Source organism: Streptomyces sp. NPDC016640, assembly GCF_043076215.1.
GTDB lineage: Bacteria > Actinomycetota > Actinomycetes > Streptomycetales > Streptomycetaceae > Streptomyces.
In genome coordinates, this window is sequence record NZ_JBIBRG010000023.1 from 21,204 (window position 1) to 38,763 (window position 17,560).

Annotated in this window: 17 protein-coding genes and 3 pseudogenes; 10 read left to right on the top strand and 10 right to left on the bottom strand. The window is 71.1% G+C overall.

Annotated elements, in window-relative coordinates; all coding sequences use genetic code 11:
* Window positions 1–551: 551 nt before the first annotated feature.
* The 3 genes and pseudogenes from ACF07S_RS32095 to ACF07S_RS32105 form a co-directional block, all read right to left on the bottom strand.
* Window positions 552–1,281: pseudogene (locus ACF07S_RS32095) on the bottom strand (transposase family protein); the annotation flags it as partial.
* Window positions 1,282–1,400: 119 nt separating this feature from the next.
* Entirely contained in the window at window positions 1,401–2,606 is a 1,206-nt protein-coding gene (locus ACF07S_RS32100) for an MFS transporter (protein ID WP_391975784.1), read from the bottom strand.
* On the bottom strand, window positions 2,603–4,003 hold the full coding sequence (locus tag ACF07S_RS32105) for an NAD(P)-binding domain-containing protein (RefSeq protein WP_391975785.1): 1,401 nt from the start codon (window positions 4,001–4,003) through the stop codon (window positions 2,603–2,605). The genes ACF07S_RS32100 and ACF07S_RS32105 overlap by 4 nt, the downstream gene beginning before the upstream one ends.
* 110 nt (window positions 4,004–4,113) lie before the next feature.
* On the opposite strand from ACF07S_RS32105, the gene ACF07S_RS32110 reads away from it, so the two are divergent.
* The 3 genes and pseudogenes from ACF07S_RS32110 to ACF07S_RS32120 all read left to right on the top strand — a co-directional run.
* The gene (locus ACF07S_RS32110; protein WP_391975786.1) at window positions 4,114–5,175 is read left to right on the top strand and encodes a flavin-containing monooxygenase; all 1,062 of its coding nucleotides are present in this window, start codon (window positions 4,114–4,116) and stop codon (window positions 5,173–5,175) included.
* A gap of 42 nt (window positions 5,176–5,217) precedes the next feature.
* Entirely contained in the window at window positions 5,218–5,592 is a 375-nt protein-coding gene (locus ACF07S_RS32115) for a metalloregulator ArsR/SmtB family transcription factor (RefSeq protein ID WP_030379272.1), read from the top strand.
* A 31-nt stretch (window positions 5,593–5,623) separates the two neighbouring features.
* Window positions 5,624–5,881, top strand: a pseudogene (locus tag ACF07S_RS32120) (GNAT family N-acetyltransferase); the annotation flags it as partial.
* A 58-nt stretch (window positions 5,882–5,939) separates the two neighbouring features.
* Here the strand turns inward: ACF07S_RS32120 and ACF07S_RS32125 are convergent.
* Complete coding sequence (locus ACF07S_RS32125; RefSeq protein WP_391975787.1) at window positions 5,940–6,350, bottom strand: MerR family transcriptional regulator; 411 nt, start codon at window positions 6,348–6,350, stop codon at window positions 5,940–5,942.
* A 398-nt stretch (window positions 6,351–6,748) separates the two neighbouring features.
* On the opposite strand from ACF07S_RS32125, the gene ACF07S_RS32130 reads away from it, so the two are divergent.
* Window positions 6,749–8,257: a SulP family inorganic anion transporter gene (locus tag ACF07S_RS32130; protein ID WP_391975788.1), complete on the top strand. Its 1,509-nt coding sequence runs from the start codon at window positions 6,749–6,751 to the stop codon at window positions 8,255–8,257.
* Between the two features lie 138 nt (window positions 8,258–8,395).
* On the opposite strand, the gene ACF07S_RS32135 is transcribed toward ACF07S_RS32130, so the two are convergent.
* The gene (locus tag ACF07S_RS32135) at window positions 8,396–9,139 is read right to left on the bottom strand and encodes a phosphatase PAP2 family protein (protein WP_391975789.1); all 744 of its coding nucleotides are present in this window, start codon (window positions 9,137–9,139) and stop codon (window positions 8,396–8,398) included.
* Window positions 9,140–9,302: 163 nt separating this feature from the next.
* On the opposite strand from ACF07S_RS32135, the gene ACF07S_RS32140 reads away from it, so the two are divergent.
* The gene (locus ACF07S_RS32140; protein WP_391975790.1) at window positions 9,303–9,608 is read left to right on the top strand and encodes a PadR family transcriptional regulator; all 306 of its coding nucleotides are present in this window, start codon (window positions 9,303–9,305) and stop codon (window positions 9,606–9,608) included.
* A gap of 10 nt (window positions 9,609–9,618) precedes the next feature.
* On the opposite strand, the gene ACF07S_RS32145 is transcribed toward ACF07S_RS32140, so the two are convergent.
* The 5 genes from ACF07S_RS32145 to ACF07S_RS32165 form a co-directional block, all read right to left on the bottom strand.
* The gene (locus ACF07S_RS32145; RefSeq protein ID WP_391975791.1) at window positions 9,619–10,125 is read right to left on the bottom strand and encodes a DoxX family protein; all 507 of its coding nucleotides are present in this window, start codon (window positions 10,123–10,125) and stop codon (window positions 9,619–9,621) included.
* 307 nt (window positions 10,126–10,432) lie between these two features.
* Window positions 10,433–11,704, bottom strand: coding sequence for an APC family permease (locus ACF07S_RS32150; protein WP_391975792.1), 1,272 nt, complete (start codon window positions 11,702–11,704; stop codon window positions 10,433–10,435).
* Window positions 11,705–11,836: 132 nt separating this feature from the next.
* Window positions 11,837–12,898 (bottom strand): ArsO family NAD(P)H-dependent flavin-containing monooxygenase, encoded by a 1,062-nt coding sequence (locus ACF07S_RS32155; RefSeq protein ID WP_391975793.1) that lies wholly within the window; start codon window positions 12,896–12,898, stop codon window positions 11,837–11,839.
* Window positions 12,895–14,007, bottom strand: coding sequence for an ACR3 family arsenite efflux transporter (arsB, locus tag ACF07S_RS32160; RefSeq protein WP_391975794.1), 1,113 nt, complete (start codon window positions 14,005–14,007; stop codon window positions 12,895–12,897). The genes ACF07S_RS32155 and arsB overlap by 4 nt, the downstream gene beginning before the upstream one ends.
* Window positions 14,004–14,312, bottom strand: a complete 309-nt coding sequence (locus ACF07S_RS32165) for a helix-turn-helix transcriptional regulator (RefSeq protein ID WP_071281924.1) — start codon at window positions 14,310–14,312, stop codon at window positions 14,004–14,006. The genes arsB and ACF07S_RS32165 overlap by 4 nt, the downstream gene beginning before the upstream one ends.
* A gap of 74 nt (window positions 14,313–14,386) precedes the next feature.
* Between ACF07S_RS32165 and ACF07S_RS32170 the strand changes: the two genes are divergently transcribed.
* The 5 genes and pseudogenes from ACF07S_RS32170 to ACF07S_RS32190 all read left to right on the top strand — a co-directional run bounded on the left by ACF07S_RS32170 (window position 14,387) and on the right by ACF07S_RS32190 (window position 17,490).
* On the top strand, window positions 14,387–15,019 hold the full coding sequence (locus ACF07S_RS32170) for a low molecular weight phosphatase family protein (protein WP_391975795.1): 633 nt from the start codon (window positions 14,387–14,389) through the stop codon (window positions 15,017–15,019).
* Window positions 15,020–15,053: 34 nt separating this feature from the next.
* Window positions 15,054–15,473, top strand: coding sequence for an arsenate reductase ArsC (locus tag ACF07S_RS32175; RefSeq protein WP_391975796.1), 420 nt, complete (start codon window positions 15,054–15,056; stop codon window positions 15,471–15,473).
* A 29-nt stretch (window positions 15,474–15,502) separates the two neighbouring features.
* Window positions 15,503–16,459 carry a thioredoxin-disulfide reductase gene (gene trxB, locus ACF07S_RS32180; RefSeq protein ID WP_391975813.1) on the top strand — a complete coding sequence of 319 codons (957 nt, stop codon included), beginning with the start codon at window positions 15,503–15,505 and terminating at the stop codon, window positions 16,457–16,459.
* A 149-nt stretch (window positions 16,460–16,608) separates the two neighbouring features.
* Window positions 16,609–17,088 (top strand): annotated as a pseudogene (locus tag ACF07S_RS32185) (ATP-dependent DNA ligase); the annotation flags it as partial.
* Entirely contained in the window at window positions 17,077–17,490 is a 414-nt protein-coding gene (locus ACF07S_RS32190; RefSeq protein WP_391975814.1) for a hypothetical protein, read from the top strand. The pseudogene ACF07S_RS32185 and the gene ACF07S_RS32190, both read left to right, overlap by 12 nt.
* The last annotated feature ends 70 nt before the right edge of the window (window positions 17,491–17,560 follow it).

Below are 17,560 nucleotides of genomic sequence, written 5' to 3' on the forward strand. Positions count from 1 at the left end.
AGCAGGACGGCGAAACCCCGAAGCTGATCGGCGGCGCTGAGGATGTTGACCGCTGATTCATACCGGAGAACCGTTGCGGCTGGTTCGGCGCGGTCACCGAGCATGACGTCCGGGACCTTCATGTCCTCTCGCGCCGGGCTCTTACGCTCCGATTTCCAAGGCTTGAGGCCCAGTTGCGTGAAACCGTCGGCTATTTCGTCGACCGCTGCCGCAAGCGCGTCGCGACGCGCATGTGCCTCCTGCCTGCCTTGGCGCAACTGGACGAGGATATCCATCGCCCACGCCTCGCTGTCCTTGCTCGTATCGCCTTCGCTTGTCACACGCCACACCCTGCCAGATGGCTCCGACCAGGAAGTAGCGCTTTCCGTCCCGTGCTCCTTCGCGGCGACCGCTACAGGGTGGTGGACTCCTGGTTCAGCTACGACTACCACGGCGACTTCGACAACGGCCTGCACATCTTCCTCGAACCGGTCACTGAGGAAGGCGACCGGCTCCGGCACCTCGTCCCCGACTACTTCCGGCAAGAGCCCGACGCCTGAGCACCGCAACCCGGGCAGGCTGATCTTGTTCGTTTTTCTTGGTGGCGTGACCGCCTGGCCGGGGTGGTCGCGCCTGAGGCCGGGGCAGCCGTCGTCCAGGAGCACTTCCACGTCGGGGAAGTGCCGGAAGCACACGGCGATGCCTTCGTTGCGTGCAGCGGTCGCGTCGTGCATCCGTCCGGGTCGCATGGCATCAGCCCAGAGCGTGCGTCCCTGGTGGTCGGCGATGACCGTGGCCTTCATCGTGTTCTGCTTCTTCTTGCCGGACACGAACGCCTGCCGCCCCGCCGCGGCCGGCAGGCGGCCTGCGGACCTGAACCTCGGTGGCGTCCAGGCGTAGTTCGATCCCCTCTGCCTGGGCATAGGCGAACACATCGGCCAGGGTCCGAAGCCGCAGGCCGGGCCGGTCGGGAACCGCGCACCCCCGCTCGGCCAGAAGCCCGCGTACTTCTGCGATCGCGCGGGGGATGGTGGAACGGTCGACGCCCAACAGCAGCCCCAGCACTGCGTGCGGCAGGTCGTGCCGCAGATGGATCAGCGTGGCGAGCAGCCGGTCGACGAGCACCAGCTGGTGGCGGGCGCCGGCGCCCGCGGCCCGCTTGCGGGCTCCGCCCCGCGCAGCATGGCGGCGACCTTCGCGGTCAGCCTCCCACGGCACCGCCAATTCCTCGATCAAGCAGGCCAGGTGACTCCGCGAGATGCCCGTGAACAGCCGATGCGTCAGCACCACCCGATTGACCATGATCGCCACAGCCGGATCATGCTACCCGCCTGGCGCGACGCCTCACCCGCTATCACGCACCAGCTCGTTAGCGGGGCTCGGCAGCAGAAGGGCAGCACCGCAGCGCTCGGTGGAAGCCGTCACCGGCGTGGTTTGGTCCCGAAGGCGACCAGTGCGGCGAGTCCTGCAATGAGTGCCAGGAGTCCGAACATGTGTGGGTAGCCGCCCAGTGGTGTGGCCAGTGCGGCGCCAGCGAAGGGGGCGAGGGCGGAGGCTGCTGTGGTGGGCGCGGCAAGCAGGCCGGACAGGCTGCCGTAGTGGGTGGTTCCCCAGCGGTCGGTGATGGCGGTGGCCTGGAGAAGGGTCAGATTCCCGCGGACCATCCCGGCCGCGACGGACAAGGCGACCAGCAGGGCGTACGGGCCGGGTACGAGCGCGAGTGCCGCTGTGGTCAGAGCGCCGAGCGCGATCAGTGCGGTCGTGCGGGCCGTTGCCCCGGTGCGGCGCGCAATGATCGCGTACAGGGTGCGGCCGACGGTCTGGCCGGCGCCGCCAAGGCCCAGTGCCCAGGCGGCCTCGGTGGTGGTGAAGCCACGTTCGAGCAGGAGCGGGACCAGAGCGACGACGACGGCGGAGACAGCGAACGCGGAAAGGGTCAGGGCGGCAGCCAGCATCCAGAACGGGCGGCTGCGGGCGACCACGTCCGCGCCGCCGGTGGCGTGGGCGGGGGCCGGTGGTGCCTTCGGCCATGGTGCCTTGAGTGCGAGAGCGTGGGCGGGAATGGTGATGACAGCGAGGACGGCGTAGGTCGCGCGCCAGGACAGGTGCTTGGCGAGCGCCGCGGTCACCGGGGCGAAGATCGTGGAGGCCAGGCCGCCGGCCAGGGTGACGATGGTGAGGGCGCGGATGTGGTCGGGGGCCCACCAGCGGGTGAGCGCGGCGAAGGCGGGCTGGTAGAAGGTCGCGGCCATCGAGAGTCCGGCGAGCAGCCAGCCGGCCACGAAGACCGGCAGGTTGGGGGCTGCGGCCACAGTGAGGATGCTCAGCACGCCGAGAACCGATCCGATGGTCATCACGGTGCGCGGGCCGCGGTGGTCGATGATGCGGCCGACGCGTATCCCGGCGAGCGCGGAGACGAGTAGCGCGGCGGAGAACGCTGCCGTGGTCGCCCCGGTGGGCCAGCCTGTGTCGGCGGTGATCTGCGGGTTCAGTACGGGGAATGCGTAGTAGACGATGCCCCAGCTGGTGATCTGGGTGGCGCACAGCGCCAGGAGGGCGGCGCGGGGCCGCGACCGGTCCCCGGTTCCGGTCGCGGCCCCGCGCTCAGGGGTGTTGAGGTCGGTCACGAGCCGCAGCAGCCGCCCGCCGGTGCCTCCTCGGTCACCGTGGCGGCGGGCGTGCCGACGCCGATCTGCACGAGCGCGGGCGCCGGAGCGCAGCAGCCGCCTCCGTCGGCCTGCCCGGCGTTCGGGTCGTCGAAGAGGCTGGCGCCGCCGCACACTCCGGTCTCCGGGAGGGTGAGTTCGACGCGGTCGGCGGACTCGAGGTCGCCGGCGATGGCGGCGGCGACGGAGCGGACCTGCTCGTATCCGGTCATGGCGAGGAAGGTGGGGGCGCGGCCGTAGGACTTCATGCCGACCAGGTAGACGCCGGGTTCGGGGTGGGACAGCTCGCGGTGGCCGTGCGGGTAGACGGTGCCGCAGGAGTGCTGGTTGGGGTCGATCAGCGGAGCCAGCTCGGTGGGTGCCTGGAGCCGTTCGTCCAGGCCGAGGCGGATCTCAGAGAGGAAGGACAGGTCCGGGCGGAAGCCGGTCAGCACGATGACCTCGTCGACCGGGTCGAGGCGACGGCCGTCCTCACCGGCCAGCACCAGGCGGCCCTCGCCGTCGCGCTCGATCGCCTCGGTGCGGAAGCCGGTGACCGCGTCCGCGTGGCCCTCGTCGACGGCGGCCTTCGCCGCCAGGCCCAGAGCGCCGCGCGCCGGGAGCTGGTCGGCTTCTCCGCCGCCGAAGGTGGAGCCGGAGATGCCCCGGCGCAGGATCCACACGCCCTTCGTCCCCGCGCCGTCGTCGGACTTCGCGAGGTCGGCGAGGTAGGCGAGGGCGGTGAAGGCGGAGGCGCCGGAGCCGATGACGGCGGTGCGCTTGCCTGCGTACCGGGCTCGGATTGCTGGGTCCTTGAGGTCGGGGACGCGGTAGGTGATGCGGTCGGCGGCCGCGTTCTCTCCGAGGGCGGGCAGTCCGCTGGCTCCGGCCGGGCTGGGGGTGGTCCAGGTGCCGGAGGCGTCGATGACGGCCCGGGCGAAGAGGCGCTCTTCGCCGTCGGTGGTGGTGAAGTGGACGACGAAGGGCTGGGATTCGCGGTCGGCGTCGACGATGCGGTCGCGGCCGGTGCGGGAGACCCCGGTGACGGTGGCGCCCACGCGGACGTGGTCACCGAGGACGTCGGCGAGGGGCTGGAGGTAGAGCTCGGCCCAGTCCCCGCCGGACAGGTAGGTGGTCGCGTCGGGCTTGGTCCAGCCGGTGGGGGCGAGCAGCTTCTCGGCGGCCGGGTCGGTGAGCTCGTCCCAGGTGGAGAACAGGCGCACATGGCTCCACTCGCGCACCGCGGCGCCAGCAGTGGGCCCGGCCTCCAGGACCAGGGGCTCGATGCCCTGGTCGATGAGATGGGCGGCGGCGGCCAGACCGGCGGGTCCGGCCCCGATCACGACGACGGGCAGCTCGGTGGTGGCGGGCGCGTTCACGGCGACTCCTTGCGTGGTTCGGCATCCGTCGATGGCTTGCGCGGCCCAGCATGACACCTGTATTGATAAGCGTCAACATAGACATTCGTCGAAATCAGGGGGATTCGCTGATGGAGCACATCGACGTCGCCGTGATCGGCGGCGGCCAGTCGGGCCTCGCCACCGCCCACGCGCTGCTGCGCCGCGGGTTGCGGCCGGTGGTGGTGGAGGCGTCCGATCGGGCGGCCGGGTCGTGGCCGCACTACTACGACAGCCTCACGCTGTTCTCTCCCGCCCGGTACAGCTCCCTGCCCGGGCTGTCGTTCCCCGGCGCCGACCGCGACCGCTACCCGCACCACGACGAGGTCGTCGCCTACCTCACCGCCTACGCCAACCGCCTGGACGCCGAGATCCGCACGGGCTGCTACGTCAGCGCGGTCCGCCGCACCGGCGGCGCCTTCGAGGTGGAGCTGGAGCGCGGCGGCCGACTGTCCGCGCGGGCCGTCGTCACGGCCTCGGGGACGTTCGGGCGCCCGCACCGACCGGCATTGCCGGGCCTGGAGGAATTCACCGGCCAGGTACTGCACGCCGCCGGCTACCGCAGCCCAGCCCCGTTCACCGGCGGCCGGATGGTCGTGGTCGGGGCCGGCAACTCTGCGGTGCAGATCGCCACCGAACTCGCCCAGACCGCACGTGTCACGCTCGCCACCCGCGGACCGGTGAAGTTCGCGGCCCAGCGCATCCTCGGCCGCGACCTGCACTTCTGGACGGCCCGCACCGGCCTGGACACTGCACCCCTCGGCCGGTTCCTTGCCCGTCCGCCAGCGCAGCCGGTCCTCGACGACGGCCGTTACCGGGCCGCCCTGGCCGCCGGACGCCCCGACCGGCGGCCGCTGTTCACCGGCGCCGACGGGGCCAAGCTCACCTGGCAGGACGGGCAGCGAGAGGAGGTCGACGCGATCGTGCTTGCCACCGGATACCGCCCCGACCTGCCCTACCTCACCGCCCTCGACGGCGCTCTCGACGCCGAAGGGAACCCCCGGCACCGTGAGGGCCTCGCCACCGCCGTGCCGGGCCTGGCGTTCGTCGGGCAGGAATGGCAGCGCAGCCTGTCGTCGAACTCGCTGCACGGCGTCGGCCGGGACGCGGAGCGCATCGCCCAGCGGCTGGCCGCCCATCTCGCGCGCCGGTGACGGACCTCCCCGCACTGGTTCAACGTGTGTCAACATAGACGTATGTCGAATGCGAAGGTGCTGCCGCTGCTCGAGCCCGCCGACGGTCAGGGTGTGGCACCGTGCTGTCCGCCGCTGACCGAGCGCCCGATGACCGCCGCAGAGGCCGAGACGGCCGCGCGGATGTTCAAGGCGCTCGGTGACCCGGTCCGGCTGCGGCTGTTTTCCGCCGTGGCCTCTCACGAGGGCGGGGAGGCGTGCGTGTGTGACATCTCCGACGTCGGCGTCTCCCAGCCCACGGTGTCCCACCACCTGAAGAAGCTGAAGGAGGCGGGGCTGCTGACCTCCGAGCGGCGCGGCACCTGGGTGTATTACCGGGTCGAGCCGTCGGTGCTCGCCGCGATGGGCAAGCTGCTGACCCTGCCAGCCGCGGCCTGACGGTCGAACGGAACAGACAGAGGGGTAAGCGGTGAACGGGGCGCTGGGCGCGGTGGTGGTACCGCTGGCGGTTGAGCATGCCGGGCAGGTGCTGGCGATCTACCAGGCGGGCATCGACGAGGGCAACGCCATCTTCGAGACCAGCCCACCATCGTGGGAGACGTTCGAGGCCGCGAAGCTGGCCGAGCACCGCTTCGCCGCCCTCGACGCGGACGGGTCGGTGCTGGGCTGGGTCGCGGCGAGTAGGGTCTCGGACCGGTGCGCGTACGCGGGGGTGGTCGAGCATTCCGGAGTTGCAGCCACAGGCCCTGAGGCGCCGTGGGCGGAGCATGCCGGAGGCGGAGCGGTCAGGGGTGCACCGGCTCGTGTTCGGGCAGCCGTGCCCGCAGTGTGGCGGCGAAGTCTTCGGCGCGGGCGAGCTGGACGCGCAGCTTCTCCACCTGCTCCGCCGCGCTCTGCTCGTACTCGCGCACGCGCTGAAGGAGCGACTCGCGCTCATCCGGACCGAGTTCGCCGCCGGCGTCGAGGCGGTCGGTGGCGTCCAGCAGGTCGCGCATCTGGTCGAGGGTGAAGCCGAGCGGCTTCATGCGGCGGATGACCATGAGGCGGGCGACGTCGTTCTCTGTGTAGAGGCGGAAGCCGCCCTGGGAGCGGGCAGAGGGGACGACCAGACCGGTCTCCTCGTAGTGCCGGATGGTGCGCAGGGACAGCTCGGTGCGCGCGGCGACCTCGCCGATCTGCATGTGCTTGCCGTCCACGTCCCTGCTCCTGGCCTTTCCCTCACGGCGGTGCCTCCTGCGCGGGCCGCCGATGTCTACTCTAACGTTAGGGTAGAGTTGATGAAGGTGAGGGCGGCCCGGCTGCCCCCCGCTGTTGCCGTTCCGGGGCCGATGCCGCCCCCGGCGAAGATCCGATTCTTGCAAGAGAGAAGCGTGCGCGAGCCCATGACGCCCGGCGCCGCCGCCTGCCCGCCGTGACGCTTCGCCCCTGGACGTGAGCCGGTGGCGCCCTCGCGCCCGCTCCCTTCCGTTCTGGTTCTTCCGGCTCCGCGCTGACGGGGCCGTCCCGCGGGGTGCCGGCCCGGCTCCTCCGCGTCCTCCCGCACATCCCCGGCCTGCCATGAGGGTGTGCCCGAGCACGACAGGTTCCTGAACTCTTGTCCTCCGCTACCGCTGTCCCCCCGGCCGCGCGCCTGCGCGGCCTGAAGCCCGACTGGCTGAACAACCCGAAGGTCTGGCGCACCGAGGTCCTCGCGGGCCTGGTCGTCGCCCTTGCGCTGATCCCCGAGGCGATCTCATTCTCGATCATCGCCGGCGTCGACCCGGCCATCGGCCTGTTCGCCTCCTTCACCATGGCCGTGGTCATCTCGATCGTCGGCGGCCGCCGCGCGATGATCTCCGCCGCCACCGGCGCCATCGCCCTCGTCATCGCCCCGCTCAACCGCGAGCACGGCCTGGGCTACCTGATCGCCGCCGTCATCCTCGCCGGCGTCTTCCAGATCACCCTGAGCGCGCTCGGGGTGGCGAAGCTGATGCGGTTCATCCCGCGCTCAGTGATGGTCGGCTTCGTCAACGCGCTCGCCATCCTGATCTTCATGGCCCAGGTCCCCGAGATGCGCAACGTGCCGTGGGCCGTGTACCCGCTGATCATCGGCGGGCTGGCGCTCATGGTGTTCTTCCCGAAGATCACCACCGTGATTCCCGCCCCACTCGTCTCCATCGCCATCCTGACCGTGATCACGATCGCGGCCGGCATCGCCGTGCCGACCGTGGGCGACAAGGGAGAACTGCCGTCCTCCCTGCCCGTCCCCGGCCTGCCGGACGTGCCGTTCACGATGGACACGCTGACGACGATCGCCCCGTACGCGTTCGCGATGGCGCTGGTCGGCCTGATGGAGTCGCTGATGACCGCCAAGCTGGTCGACGACATCACCGACACCCACTCCAACAAGACCCGCGAGTCCATCGGCCAGGGCATCGCCAACATCGTCACCGGCTTCTTCGGCGGCATGGGCGGCTGCGCCATGATCGGCCAGACGATGATCAACGTGAAGGTCTCCGGCGCCCGCACCCGCCTCTCCACCTTCCTCGCCGGTGTGTTCCTGATGGTGCTGTGCATCGCCTTCGGCCCCGTCGTCTCCGACATCCCTATGGCCGCGCTCGTCGCCGTCATGATCATGGTGTCGTTCACGACCTTCGACTGGCACTCCATCGCTCCCAAGACCCTCAAGCGGATGCCGGCCGGCGAAATCGGCGTCATGGTCATCACCGTCGCGGCCGTCGTCGCCACCCACAACCTCGCCATCGGCGTCGTCGTCGGCTCGATCACCGCCATGGTCATCTTCGCCAAGCGCGTCGCCCACCTCGCCGAAGTCACCGCCGTGGTCGACCCCGATGGCACCACGGTCGTCTACCGGGTCACCGGCGAGCTGTTCTTCGCCTCCTCCAACGATCTCGTCGGCCAGTTCGACTACGCGAACGACCCGGACAAGGTCGTCATCGACCTGTCGTCCGCCCACGTCTGGGACGCGTCCTCCGTCGCCGCCCTCGACGCCATCGAGACCAAGTACGCCCAGCGCGGCAAGACCGTCGAGATTGTGGGCCTGAACAACTCCAGCGCCGACCTCCACGGCAAGCTCACCGGCGAACTCTCCGGTAGCCACTGACACAGTCCCGAACAGCGAGAGGACCCCGGCACCTGGGCGGGGTCTTCTCGCCGTTCGCGCTACATATCCGTACGCCGTAGCTATACGTCACGGACAGCGCGGATGCGGAAGACGGGGAGAAGGGTAGGGCGGGCCGTGTCAGGTGGTCGCCTTGCGCTGTGGCAGGCCCTGGCACAGATCGTCTGCGGCGGGCGGGGTCCCCGACCGGGCGGCGTACCAGGTCGCGGCGGAGCCTGTGGCCACCGCGGCACCGAGGAGGGTCCCGGCGAGAGTGTCGGTGAGCCAGTGCACGCCGAGGAAGACCCGGGTGAAGCAGGCGGCGGCGACGGCGACAGCGGCGGTGACCGCGCCGAGGCGCACCAGGCCGGCGGGCAGGTGGTTGATACGGGCGAGCCATAGCAGCAGCAAGCAGGTGGCGGCCGTGGTCATGGCGTGGCCCGAGGGCATGGCGGCGGAGTCGACGGGGCGTTCCCATGCGGGACGGTCACGGCCGATGGCCCAGCGCAGCACTGTTCGCAGCGCCCATTCCACGGCGGAGGTGCAGGCCACCCACCAGGCGAGGAGCCGCCGGCGCCGGTGCCACAGCCACACCACGGCTGCGGCGAGCAGCAGGCGCATGGTCCACGGGTCGACGACCCAGTCGGTGACGATCCGGCAGGCGTGGGTGAGGCCAGGGTGCTGGAGCGCCGCCGCGTGCAGACGCTGGGCCACGGCCTGGTCCAGACGCAGAACGGGTTGCACGCCGGTGACAACCAGTGCGACGGTCAGCGCCGCGCCGGCGGTGAGCATCAGGGCCGCTTTGCCGGCCAGTGCGGCGAGCCAGGCAGTCGCCGCTCCTCTGGCGGGTCCTGGCCGCCTGCTGGGCCTGTCGGTGTCCGTCATCGCGGTTGCCTCCAAGGGTGGGGTCCTGGTCTTGTGCCCCGCGCCTGGCTCGCCGATCACAGCAGGCACGCGCAGAGAGCCGGAGTGAACGGCGGCCTCGTCGTAGACTCGGCATCCGATATCGGTTTCGTCACTGCCCTGTGGGCGGCGAGGTGGGGTAGAGGTGCGGGAGTTCCAGCGGGGTGCGGTGCGGCTGCACATCCTTCATCACGCGGCCGAGGAGGAAATCCACGGCGCGTGGATGACCGAGGAGCTGGCGTCGCACGGCTACCAGATCAGCCCCGGCACGCTGTATCCGACGCTGCACCGGCTGGAGGCGGACGGACTGCTGACCTCGGAGCAGCGCGTCGTCGACGGCCGCACCCGGCGCGTCTACAAGGCGACCGAGGCCGGGAAGAAGGCTCTCGCCGAAGACCGCAAGGCGCTCAAGGAGCTGGCCCGCGAAGTCCTCGGCGACGACGCCACGTAGATCCGGCGCGTCAGCGGCTCGCGGCCTTGGCTTCCGCAGCCGGGCTGGCGGCTCGGCGGGTGAGGCGGGCGTCGAGTGAGTAGGCGCCGGCGCCGACGAGGAGCAGGAAGAGGCTGCCACACAGCTGGGCGAGGTCGGTGCGGGATTCGTGGGCGAGGTCCCACCAGCCGGACTTGCCGGTGAACAGTGGGGCGTCGCCCCACAGGATCGGCAGCTTGGTGATCAGCAGCGCGCCGAGCATGTTCACGATCATCGGGATCACGGCGAGCCGGGTGGCGAGGCCCCCCAGGATCAGCAGGCCGCAGGCGATCTCGAAGGCGCCGTCGAGTGGAGCGAAAAAGTCGAGGGCCAGAATGCCGGCCTTGTCGAAGCGGCCGGTGCCCTGCGCGTCGGGGCGCAGGAACTTCAAGATGCCCTCGGACAGAAAGACGGCCCCGACGTACAGGCGGATGAGGACCGTCGCGGCGGGTGCCCTGGTGGAGGTGAGCTTCGTCTGCCAGATGCTGAGCTGCGTCATGGGAGTGCCCCTCTGCCATCGAAGACGTATCGGCTGTCGATATCGTCCTGCGAGGTAGAGGGACACCGGCGATTTCGCGCCTCTTCGGGGCGGGCGTGTCGCACGCCTGACCTGGGGATGCCAACCGCGGTGGTGCTGGCGGCGAGGACGATGATGATCGGTCGGGACCAGGTCGTGGGAGATGGCAGGGCCTCGCGATGAAGCTCCGGGGCGGGGCCCGGGGTGGAGCGGGGCGACGCGATCGGGCGGCGCCCCGATTCGGTCCGGAGCACCGCCGATCACATGATCAGGCGGACCGCAGGGGTGGTCAGCCGCGCGCCGCTGCCAGGCGACGGAAACCGTACCAGGCGGCACCGGCTGCCAGGACCGCAGCGCCGGAAATGACCGGCGACAGGGGCAGGGCGAAGGCCAGCACCATGCAACCGGTCAGGCCGACGAGGGGAATCAGCCGGGCGGGGCGGCCCTCCTCGGGCGTGAGGGTCCAGGCGGAGGCGTTGGCGACGGCGTAGTACGCGAGGACACCGAAGGAGGAGAAGCCGATCGCCCCGCGCACGTCGCCGAAAGCGGCGGCCACCGCCACGACCGCGCCGACGGCGACTTCGGCGCGGTGGGGCACCTTGAACTTCGGGTGCACCGCGGCCAGGGCGTGCGGAAGATGCCGGTCGCGGGCCATAGCGAGCGTGGTGCGGGACACGCCGAGGATCAGCGCGAGCAGCGAGCCGAGCGCAGCCACCGCCGCACCCACGCGGACGACCGGGACGAGCCAGCCGGCACCGGCGGCCCGGGCCGCGTCCGACAGCGGCGCCGCCGCCTTCGCCAGCTCGTCCGGGCCAAGGACCGTCAGGACGGCGAGGGCGACGAAGGCATAGACGACCAGGGTAATGCCCAGCGCGATGGGGACGGCCCGCGGGATGGTGCGCTGCGGGTCGCGGACCTCCTCGCCCAGGGTGGCGATGCGGGCGTATCCGGCGAAGGCGAAGAAGAGCAGGCCCGCAGCCTGCAGCACTCCGCCGAAGGTGGCATCGTCCCCGACATCGAGCCGGGCCACCTCCGAGGCGGAGGAGGTGAGGGCGGCGACCACCACGGCGGCGAGCACGGCCAGGACCACGCTCACGATCGCGCGGGTCAGGAGCGCGGACTTCTGTACGCCCGTGTAGTTCACAGCGGTCAAGGCCACCACGGCCGCGACCGCGACCGCGTGGGCCTGGCCGGGCCACACGTATGCGCCGACCGTCAGCGCCATCGCCGCGCAGGAGGCGGTCTTGCCGACCACGAAGCCCCAGCCCGCCAGGTAGCCCCAGAAGTCGCCGAGGCGTTCACGACCGTAGACATAGGTGCCGCCCGAGGCCGGGTAGCGGGCGGCGAGCCGGGCAGAGGAGGTGGCGTTGCAGTACGCCACCACGGCAGCCAGCGCCAGGCCGATCAGCAGCCCCGACCCGGCGGCCTGCGCGGCGGGGGCGAGCGCGGCGAAAACCCCGGCACCGATCATCGACCCGAGACCGATCAGCACGGCGTCGGACACCCCGAGCCGGCGGTGCAGTTCGTCCGGCATTCCGGCGGCGGTCGGTTGCGTGCTCATCGCTCACTCCTCGGCGACACAGACATCTATTACGGAGATCGATATCGGCAGACGATACGTGAGGCCGACCGCCCTCCGTCCCCTGGCCCCGGGTCAGCGGTCGGGTCCCTTTCTCTGAGGGCCGACGGGAGGTCAGCGCAGCAGGGCCGTGAGGGCGCGGGCCGCGTCGCGGGCGGGGCGGCCGACGCCGATGAGCGTGGCGGAGGCCGGACCGGTCCAGTCGCCGTAGCCGAGCAGGTGCAGCCGTGGCTCGCCCAGAGCCCGGGTGCCGTCGGTGGGGATGCGGCCGCGCGGCCCGCGCAGGTTCAGCGGGGCAAGGGGGGACAGTGCCGGCCGGAATCCGGTGCACCAGATGACCGTGTCCACGCCGGCCTCGCCACCGTCGGCCCACCAGGCCCCGTCGCCGGTGAGCTGGGAGAACATCGGCTTCGCGGTCAGGAGACCGGCGTCGCGGGCGGTGCGGACGGGTGGCACGGCGACGATGTCGCCGAGTGAGGCGATGCCACCGGTGTCGCTGCGGCCGGCGTCGAGGGCGCGGCGGCGGGCGGTGGCGACGTCGAACAGGGCGCGGCCGTCGATGTCGTCCGGCAGGAAGCGCGCCGGGCGCTGGGTCACCCACGTCACCTCGATGCGGCCGTCGAGGGCGAGGTCGGCGGCGATCTGGGCGCCGGAGTTCCCGCCGCCGACCACGAGGACGCGCTGGCCGGCGAAGTCGGCCGGGGAGCGGTAGCTGACCGTGTGTAGCTGCCCTCCGGTGAAGACGCTGCGGCCGGGGACGGCGGGGAGGAAGGGCCGCGACCAGGTGCCGGTGGCGCTGATGACCGCGCGGGCCCGCCAGGTGCCGGTGTCCGCCTCAACCAGGAGGTAGTCACCGTCGGGGCGTACGGCGTCCACGCGGGTGCCGTGCTGTACGGGCAGGTCGTAGCGCTTCTCGTAGTCGGCGAGGTAGTCCACCACGTGCCCGGCGTCCGGATAGGTCTCGCCGGGCTGGGCGGGCATGAGCCGTCCGGGCAGTGAGGAGTGCTCCGCCGGGGAGAACAGGTGCAGGGAGTCCCACATGTGTTGCCAGGCCCCGCCCGGCGCCGGATCAGCGTCCAGGACGGTGAAGTCCAGGCCCTGGCGGCGCAGGTGATAGCCGGCGGCGAGCCCAGCTTGGCCGCCGCCGACCACCACCACATCCACAGCGCTCGTCACGGGGCCGTCGTCACCGCGCCCGCAGCGAACTTCCTGCGCCAGGCGAGCGCGACGTAGACCAGGCCGATCAGCACCGGGACCTCGATGAGCGGTCCGACGACACCGGACAGGGCCTGGCCGGAAGTGACGCCGAAGGTGGCGATGGCGACCGCGATGGCCAGCTCGAAGTTGTTGCCCGCCGCCGTGAACGCCAGCGTCGTGGTCCGGTCGTAGGCCAGCCCCAGGCCCTTGCCGAGCAGGAAGGTGCCGAAGAACATGACCGCGAAGTACACCAGCAGCGGCAGCGCGATCCGGGCGACATCCAGCGGCTGCGAGGTGATCGTCTTCCCCTGCAGGGCGAAGAGGATGACGATCGTGAACAGCAGCCCGTACAGCGCCCACGGGCCGATCTTCGGCAGGAACTTCGCCTCATAGTCGGTCCGGCCCATCTTCTGCTCACCGACGCGGCGGGTCAGGAAGCCGGCCAGCAGCGGGATGCCGAGGAAGATGACGACGTTCAGGGCGATGTGCCAGACGGACACGTCCAGGCCCTGGCCATCACCGAGGTTCATCCAGCGCGGCAGCAGGTCGAGGTAGAACCAGCCCAGCAGGCCGAATGCGAGGACCTGGAACACCGAGTTCAGCGCGACGAGCACGGCGGCGGCCTCGCGGTCGCCGCAGGCGAGGTCGTTCCAGATGATGACCATGGCGATGCAGCGGGCGAGCCCGACGATGATGAGGCCGGTGCGGTACTCGGGCAGGTCCGGCAGGAAGATCCACGCCAGCGCGAACATCACCGCCGGGCCGACGATCCAGTTGATGACCAGCGAGGAGATAAGCAGCTTGCGGTCGCTGGTCACGCGGTCGAGCTTGTCGTAGCGGACCTTGGCCAGGACCGGGTACATCATGACCAGCAGGCCAAGCGCGATCGGCAGGGAGATCCCGCCGATCTCGATCTTCGCCAGCGCGTCGTTCATCCCCGGGACGAGCCGGCCCAGGCCCAGGCCGACGGCCATGGCGAGCAGGATCCACACCGCCAGGTAGCGGTCGAGGGTGGAGAGCTTCTTGACGATCGAGTCGTCCCCACCGCCGGCCGGAGCGGAGGCGGTGGTGGGCTCGGTGGAGGTCACGGGCAGGCCCTCTTGTTCTCGGCAGCGGTACGGGCGGAGGCGGCGAGTTCGGCGAACTGCTCGGACAGCCCGGCCAGGACCTCGGGCTTGAGCTTGAAGTAGGTGAACCGGCCGCACGGCTCGGTCTCCACCAGCCCGGCCTCGCGCAGCACCTTCATATGGTTGGACAGGTTGGTCTGCTTGGCTCCGGTCTCCTCAACCAGGTGCGTCATGCAGAGCGTCTCGCGCGCCAGCAGGGTCACGATCTTCAGGCGGAGCGGATCGCCCAACACCCGGATCACATCAGGATCGACTGAAGTCAGCATCCCCTGATACTGTCACATCATCACGCGCTGACACCAGCGCGGGCTGACTTATTGGGCGCGTCGAAGGAGTCCCCATGTCCGCCTCCTCCCTACCCCTCCTGCCCGACCAGCGCCTGGCCGCCGGAGTCGCCCGCCTCGCCACCCGGCACGCCGGCCGCTTCTCCGCCGAGACCGTCCAGGCGCTGCTCACCGACTCCTACAGCCTCCTGGCCTCCACCGCGCAGGTGCGCACGCACCTGGTCGTGCTGGCCGAACGCTTCACCGCGCAGCGCCTTGACGCTCTCGCCCACGTCCAGGGCGGCCCCGGCAGCGAGCTGCCGCGCGTGCTGTTCGTCTGCAGCCACAACGCGGGCCGCTCCCAGCTCGCCGCCGCCCTCCTCGCACACCGCGCCGCCGGCCGTGTCACCGTGTCCTCCGCCGGCACGCACCCCGCGGCCGAGGTGGAGCCGTTCATCGCGCAGGTCCTCACCGAGGCCGGCGTCGACGCCGCCGGGGCGTTCCCCAAGCCGCTGACCGATGAGGTCGTCAGGGCCGCCGACATCGTCATCACCATGGGCTGCGGCGACGCCTGCCCGATCGTGCCCGGCCGCCGCTACCTGGACTGGCCCGTCGCCGACCCCGACGGCGCCCCGCTCGCCGCCGTCCGCGACATCCGCGACGCGATCGACGCCCACATCACCGAACTGCTGTCCTCCCTGCCCGCCTGAACCACCCGCTGGTCCCTTCGTGAAGGAAGAACCCATGTCCACCGCCCCGCTCGCCTCCGTGCTCTTCGTCTGCGTCCACAACGCCGGCCGTTCCCAGATGGCCGCCGGATTCCTCAACCACCTCGCGGGCGACCGGATCGAGGTCCGCTCCGCCGGATCCATCCCCGGCGACCAGGTCAACCCGGCCGCCGTCGAGGCGATGAAGGAAGTCGGCGTGGACATCGCCGACGCCAAGCCGAAGATCCTCACCACCGAGGCCGTCCAGGCATCCGACTACGTCATCACCATGGGCTGCGGCGACGCCTGCCCGATCTTCCCCGGCAAGAAGTACCTCGACTGGGCCCTGGAGGACCCGGCCGGCAAGGGCGTCGAGTCGGTGCGCCCCATCCGCGACGAGATCAAGACCCGCATCGAGGCCCTGATCGCCGAGATCGACGCCAAGCAGGATGCGTGAGCGGCGTGAGCGGTACGACCGCCGATGGGGTGCGCGAGGTCATCGTCATCGGCTCCGGCCCCGCCGGATACACCGCCGCCCTCTACACCGCCCGCGCTTCGCTGAAGCCGCTGGTCTTCGAGGGTGCGGTCACCGCCGGCGGCGCGCTGGTGCAGACGACCGAGGTGGAGAACTTCCCCGGCTTCCCCGGCGGCATCATGGGCCCGGATCTGATGAACAACATGCGGGCCCAGGCCGAGCGGTTCGGCGCCGAGCTCGTCCCCGACGACATCATCTCGGTCGACCTCACCGGTGCCGTCAAGACCGTGACCGACAGCGCGGGCACCGTCCACCGGGCGAGGGCCGTGATCGTGGCGACCGGCTCGCAGCATCGCAAGCTGGGCCTGCCGGGCGAGGACGCGCTCTCCGGCCGGGGGGTGTCGTACTGCGCGACCTGCGACGGCTTCTTCTTCCGAGAGCACGACATCGTGGTCGTCGGCGGCGGCGACACGGCGATGGAGGAGGCCACCTTCCTCTCCCGGTTCGCCAAGACGGTGACGGTCGTCCACCGACGGGACACCCTGCGCGCCTCCAAGGCCATGCAGGAGCGCGCCTTCGCCGACCCGAAGATCTCGTTCGCCTTCAACATCGAGGTCGCAGACATACACGAAGAGGGCGGCAAGCTCGCGGGCCTGACCCTGCATGACACCGTCACCGGCAAGACCTCCGAACTCCCCGCAACCGGACTGTTCGTCGCCATCGGCCACGACCCGCGCACCGAACTGGTCACCGGCCAGCTCGACCTGGACGACGAGGGCTACCTGAAGGTGCAGTCCCCCTCCACACGCACGAACATCCCCGGCGTGTTCGGCGCCGGTGACGTCGTCGACCACACCTACCGCCAGGCCATCACCGCCGCCGCCAGCGGCTGCCAGGCCGCCCTGGACGCCGAACGCCACCTCGCGGCACTGGGCGACGAACACGCCCTCGCCGCAGTCCCCGCGTAAAAGCAAAAGGACAGCACCGGGACATCTGGTGGAAGGGGAAGGCATCCACTGTGACGTGGACGCTGCCAGACCCGATGCTGAGCACCCCCGTGCCCGAGCCCGATCTACGGCCGGGCTGCGCCGCGGAGCCCAAGTAGGACGGGTTCCGAGCGCTTCTCTCCGTCGACGCGGGCCGGGTGGTGCTGCGCTCTCGGCACGGCACCGAGATGGCGGCCTCATTTCCGGAAGTCGTGGCCGGGGCCGCGCAGCTGCCGGACGCGACCGCACTGGACGGCGAGCTGGTCGTATGGGACGCCGCGGGCCGCCTCGCATTCGAGCGGCTGCAGAACCGGCTTGCCCAGCGCGGTGCCGGGGCCGCCCGGGCAGCGGAGGAGTGGCCGGCCCACTTCGTCGCGTTCGATCTGCTCAGGCTGTCCGGGACGGACACGACCGGGTGGACCTACCGGCGGCGCAGGGCCGCGCTGGAGTCCGTGTTCGCCGCCCGCCGGCTCATCGCGCCATGGGCGCTGTGCCCGTCGACCACCGAGGCGGACACCGTGCGCGAGTGGCTGACGTGGGCGTCGGTCGGAATGGAGGGCGTGGTCTTCAAGAGGCTCACCGATCCCTACCAGCCGTCGGTGAGGGGCTGGGAGAAATACAAGGTCCGCGAGACGAGCGAGGCGATCGTCGGCGCGGTCACCGGCTCTCCGGCCGCTCCCCGCACGCTGCTGCTCGGCAGGTACGACACCGACGGCCGCCTTCAGTACGTCGGCCGCACCACCACCCTCGCCCAAGCGGCAGGTGCTGCGGTCGCCGACCTTCTCGCTGCAGGGCGGCCCGGTCATCCGTGGACGGGCTGGTCGTTCTCCGCAGAGTGGGGCAGCCAGGAAAAACTGGTCGTCACGCTGGTGGAACCCGAGCTGGTGGTGGAAGTCGGCGTCGACGTCGCCCGCGACGCCTCCGGCCGGTGGCGACATCCCGCCCGCTGGCATCGTGCCCGCCCCGACCTCTCCCCCGCCGACGTCCCCCGCCTGATGTCATCGCCGCGCTGACGGTGGCGCGGGCGCGGCGGCCCCGCCGACACGCAACCGTGAGCGCGCCCCGATCCCCGGCAGCGTCCGC

Excerpts from the sequence above, each read along its gene's own strand:
- ACF07S_RS32115 (WP_030379272.1), top strand. The coding sequence starts at position 5,218 with ATGTCGAATGCGAAGGTGCTGCCGCTGCTCGAGCCCGCCGACGGTCAG.
- ACF07S_RS32170 (WP_391975795.1), top strand. The coding sequence starts at position 14,387 with ATGTCCGCCTCCTCCCTACCCCTCCTGCCCGACCAGCGCCTGGCCGCC.
- ACF07S_RS32175 (WP_391975796.1), top strand. The coding sequence starts at position 15,054 with ATGTCCACCGCCCCGCTCGCCTCCGTGCTCTTCGTCTGCGTCCACAAC.
- ACF07S_RS32145 (WP_391975791.1), bottom strand. The coding sequence starts at position 10,125 with ATGACGCAGCTCAGCATCTGGCAGACGAAGCTCACCTCCACCAGGGCA.
- ACF07S_RS32165 (WP_071281924.1), bottom strand. The coding sequence starts at position 14,312 with ATGCTGACTTCAGTCGATCCTGATGTGATCCGGGTGTTGGGCGATCCG.
- ACF07S_RS32135 (WP_391975789.1), bottom strand. The coding sequence starts at position 9,139 with ATGACGGACACCGACAGGCCCAGCAGGCGGCCAGGACCCGCCAGAGGA.
- ACF07S_RS32110 (WP_391975786.1), top strand. The coding sequence starts at position 4,114 with ATGGAGCACATCGACGTCGCCGTGATCGGCGGCGGCCAGTCGGGCCTC.
- ACF07S_RS32150 (WP_391975792.1), bottom strand. The coding sequence starts at position 11,704 with ATGAGCACGCAACCGACCGCCGCCGGAATGCCGGACGAACTGCACCGC.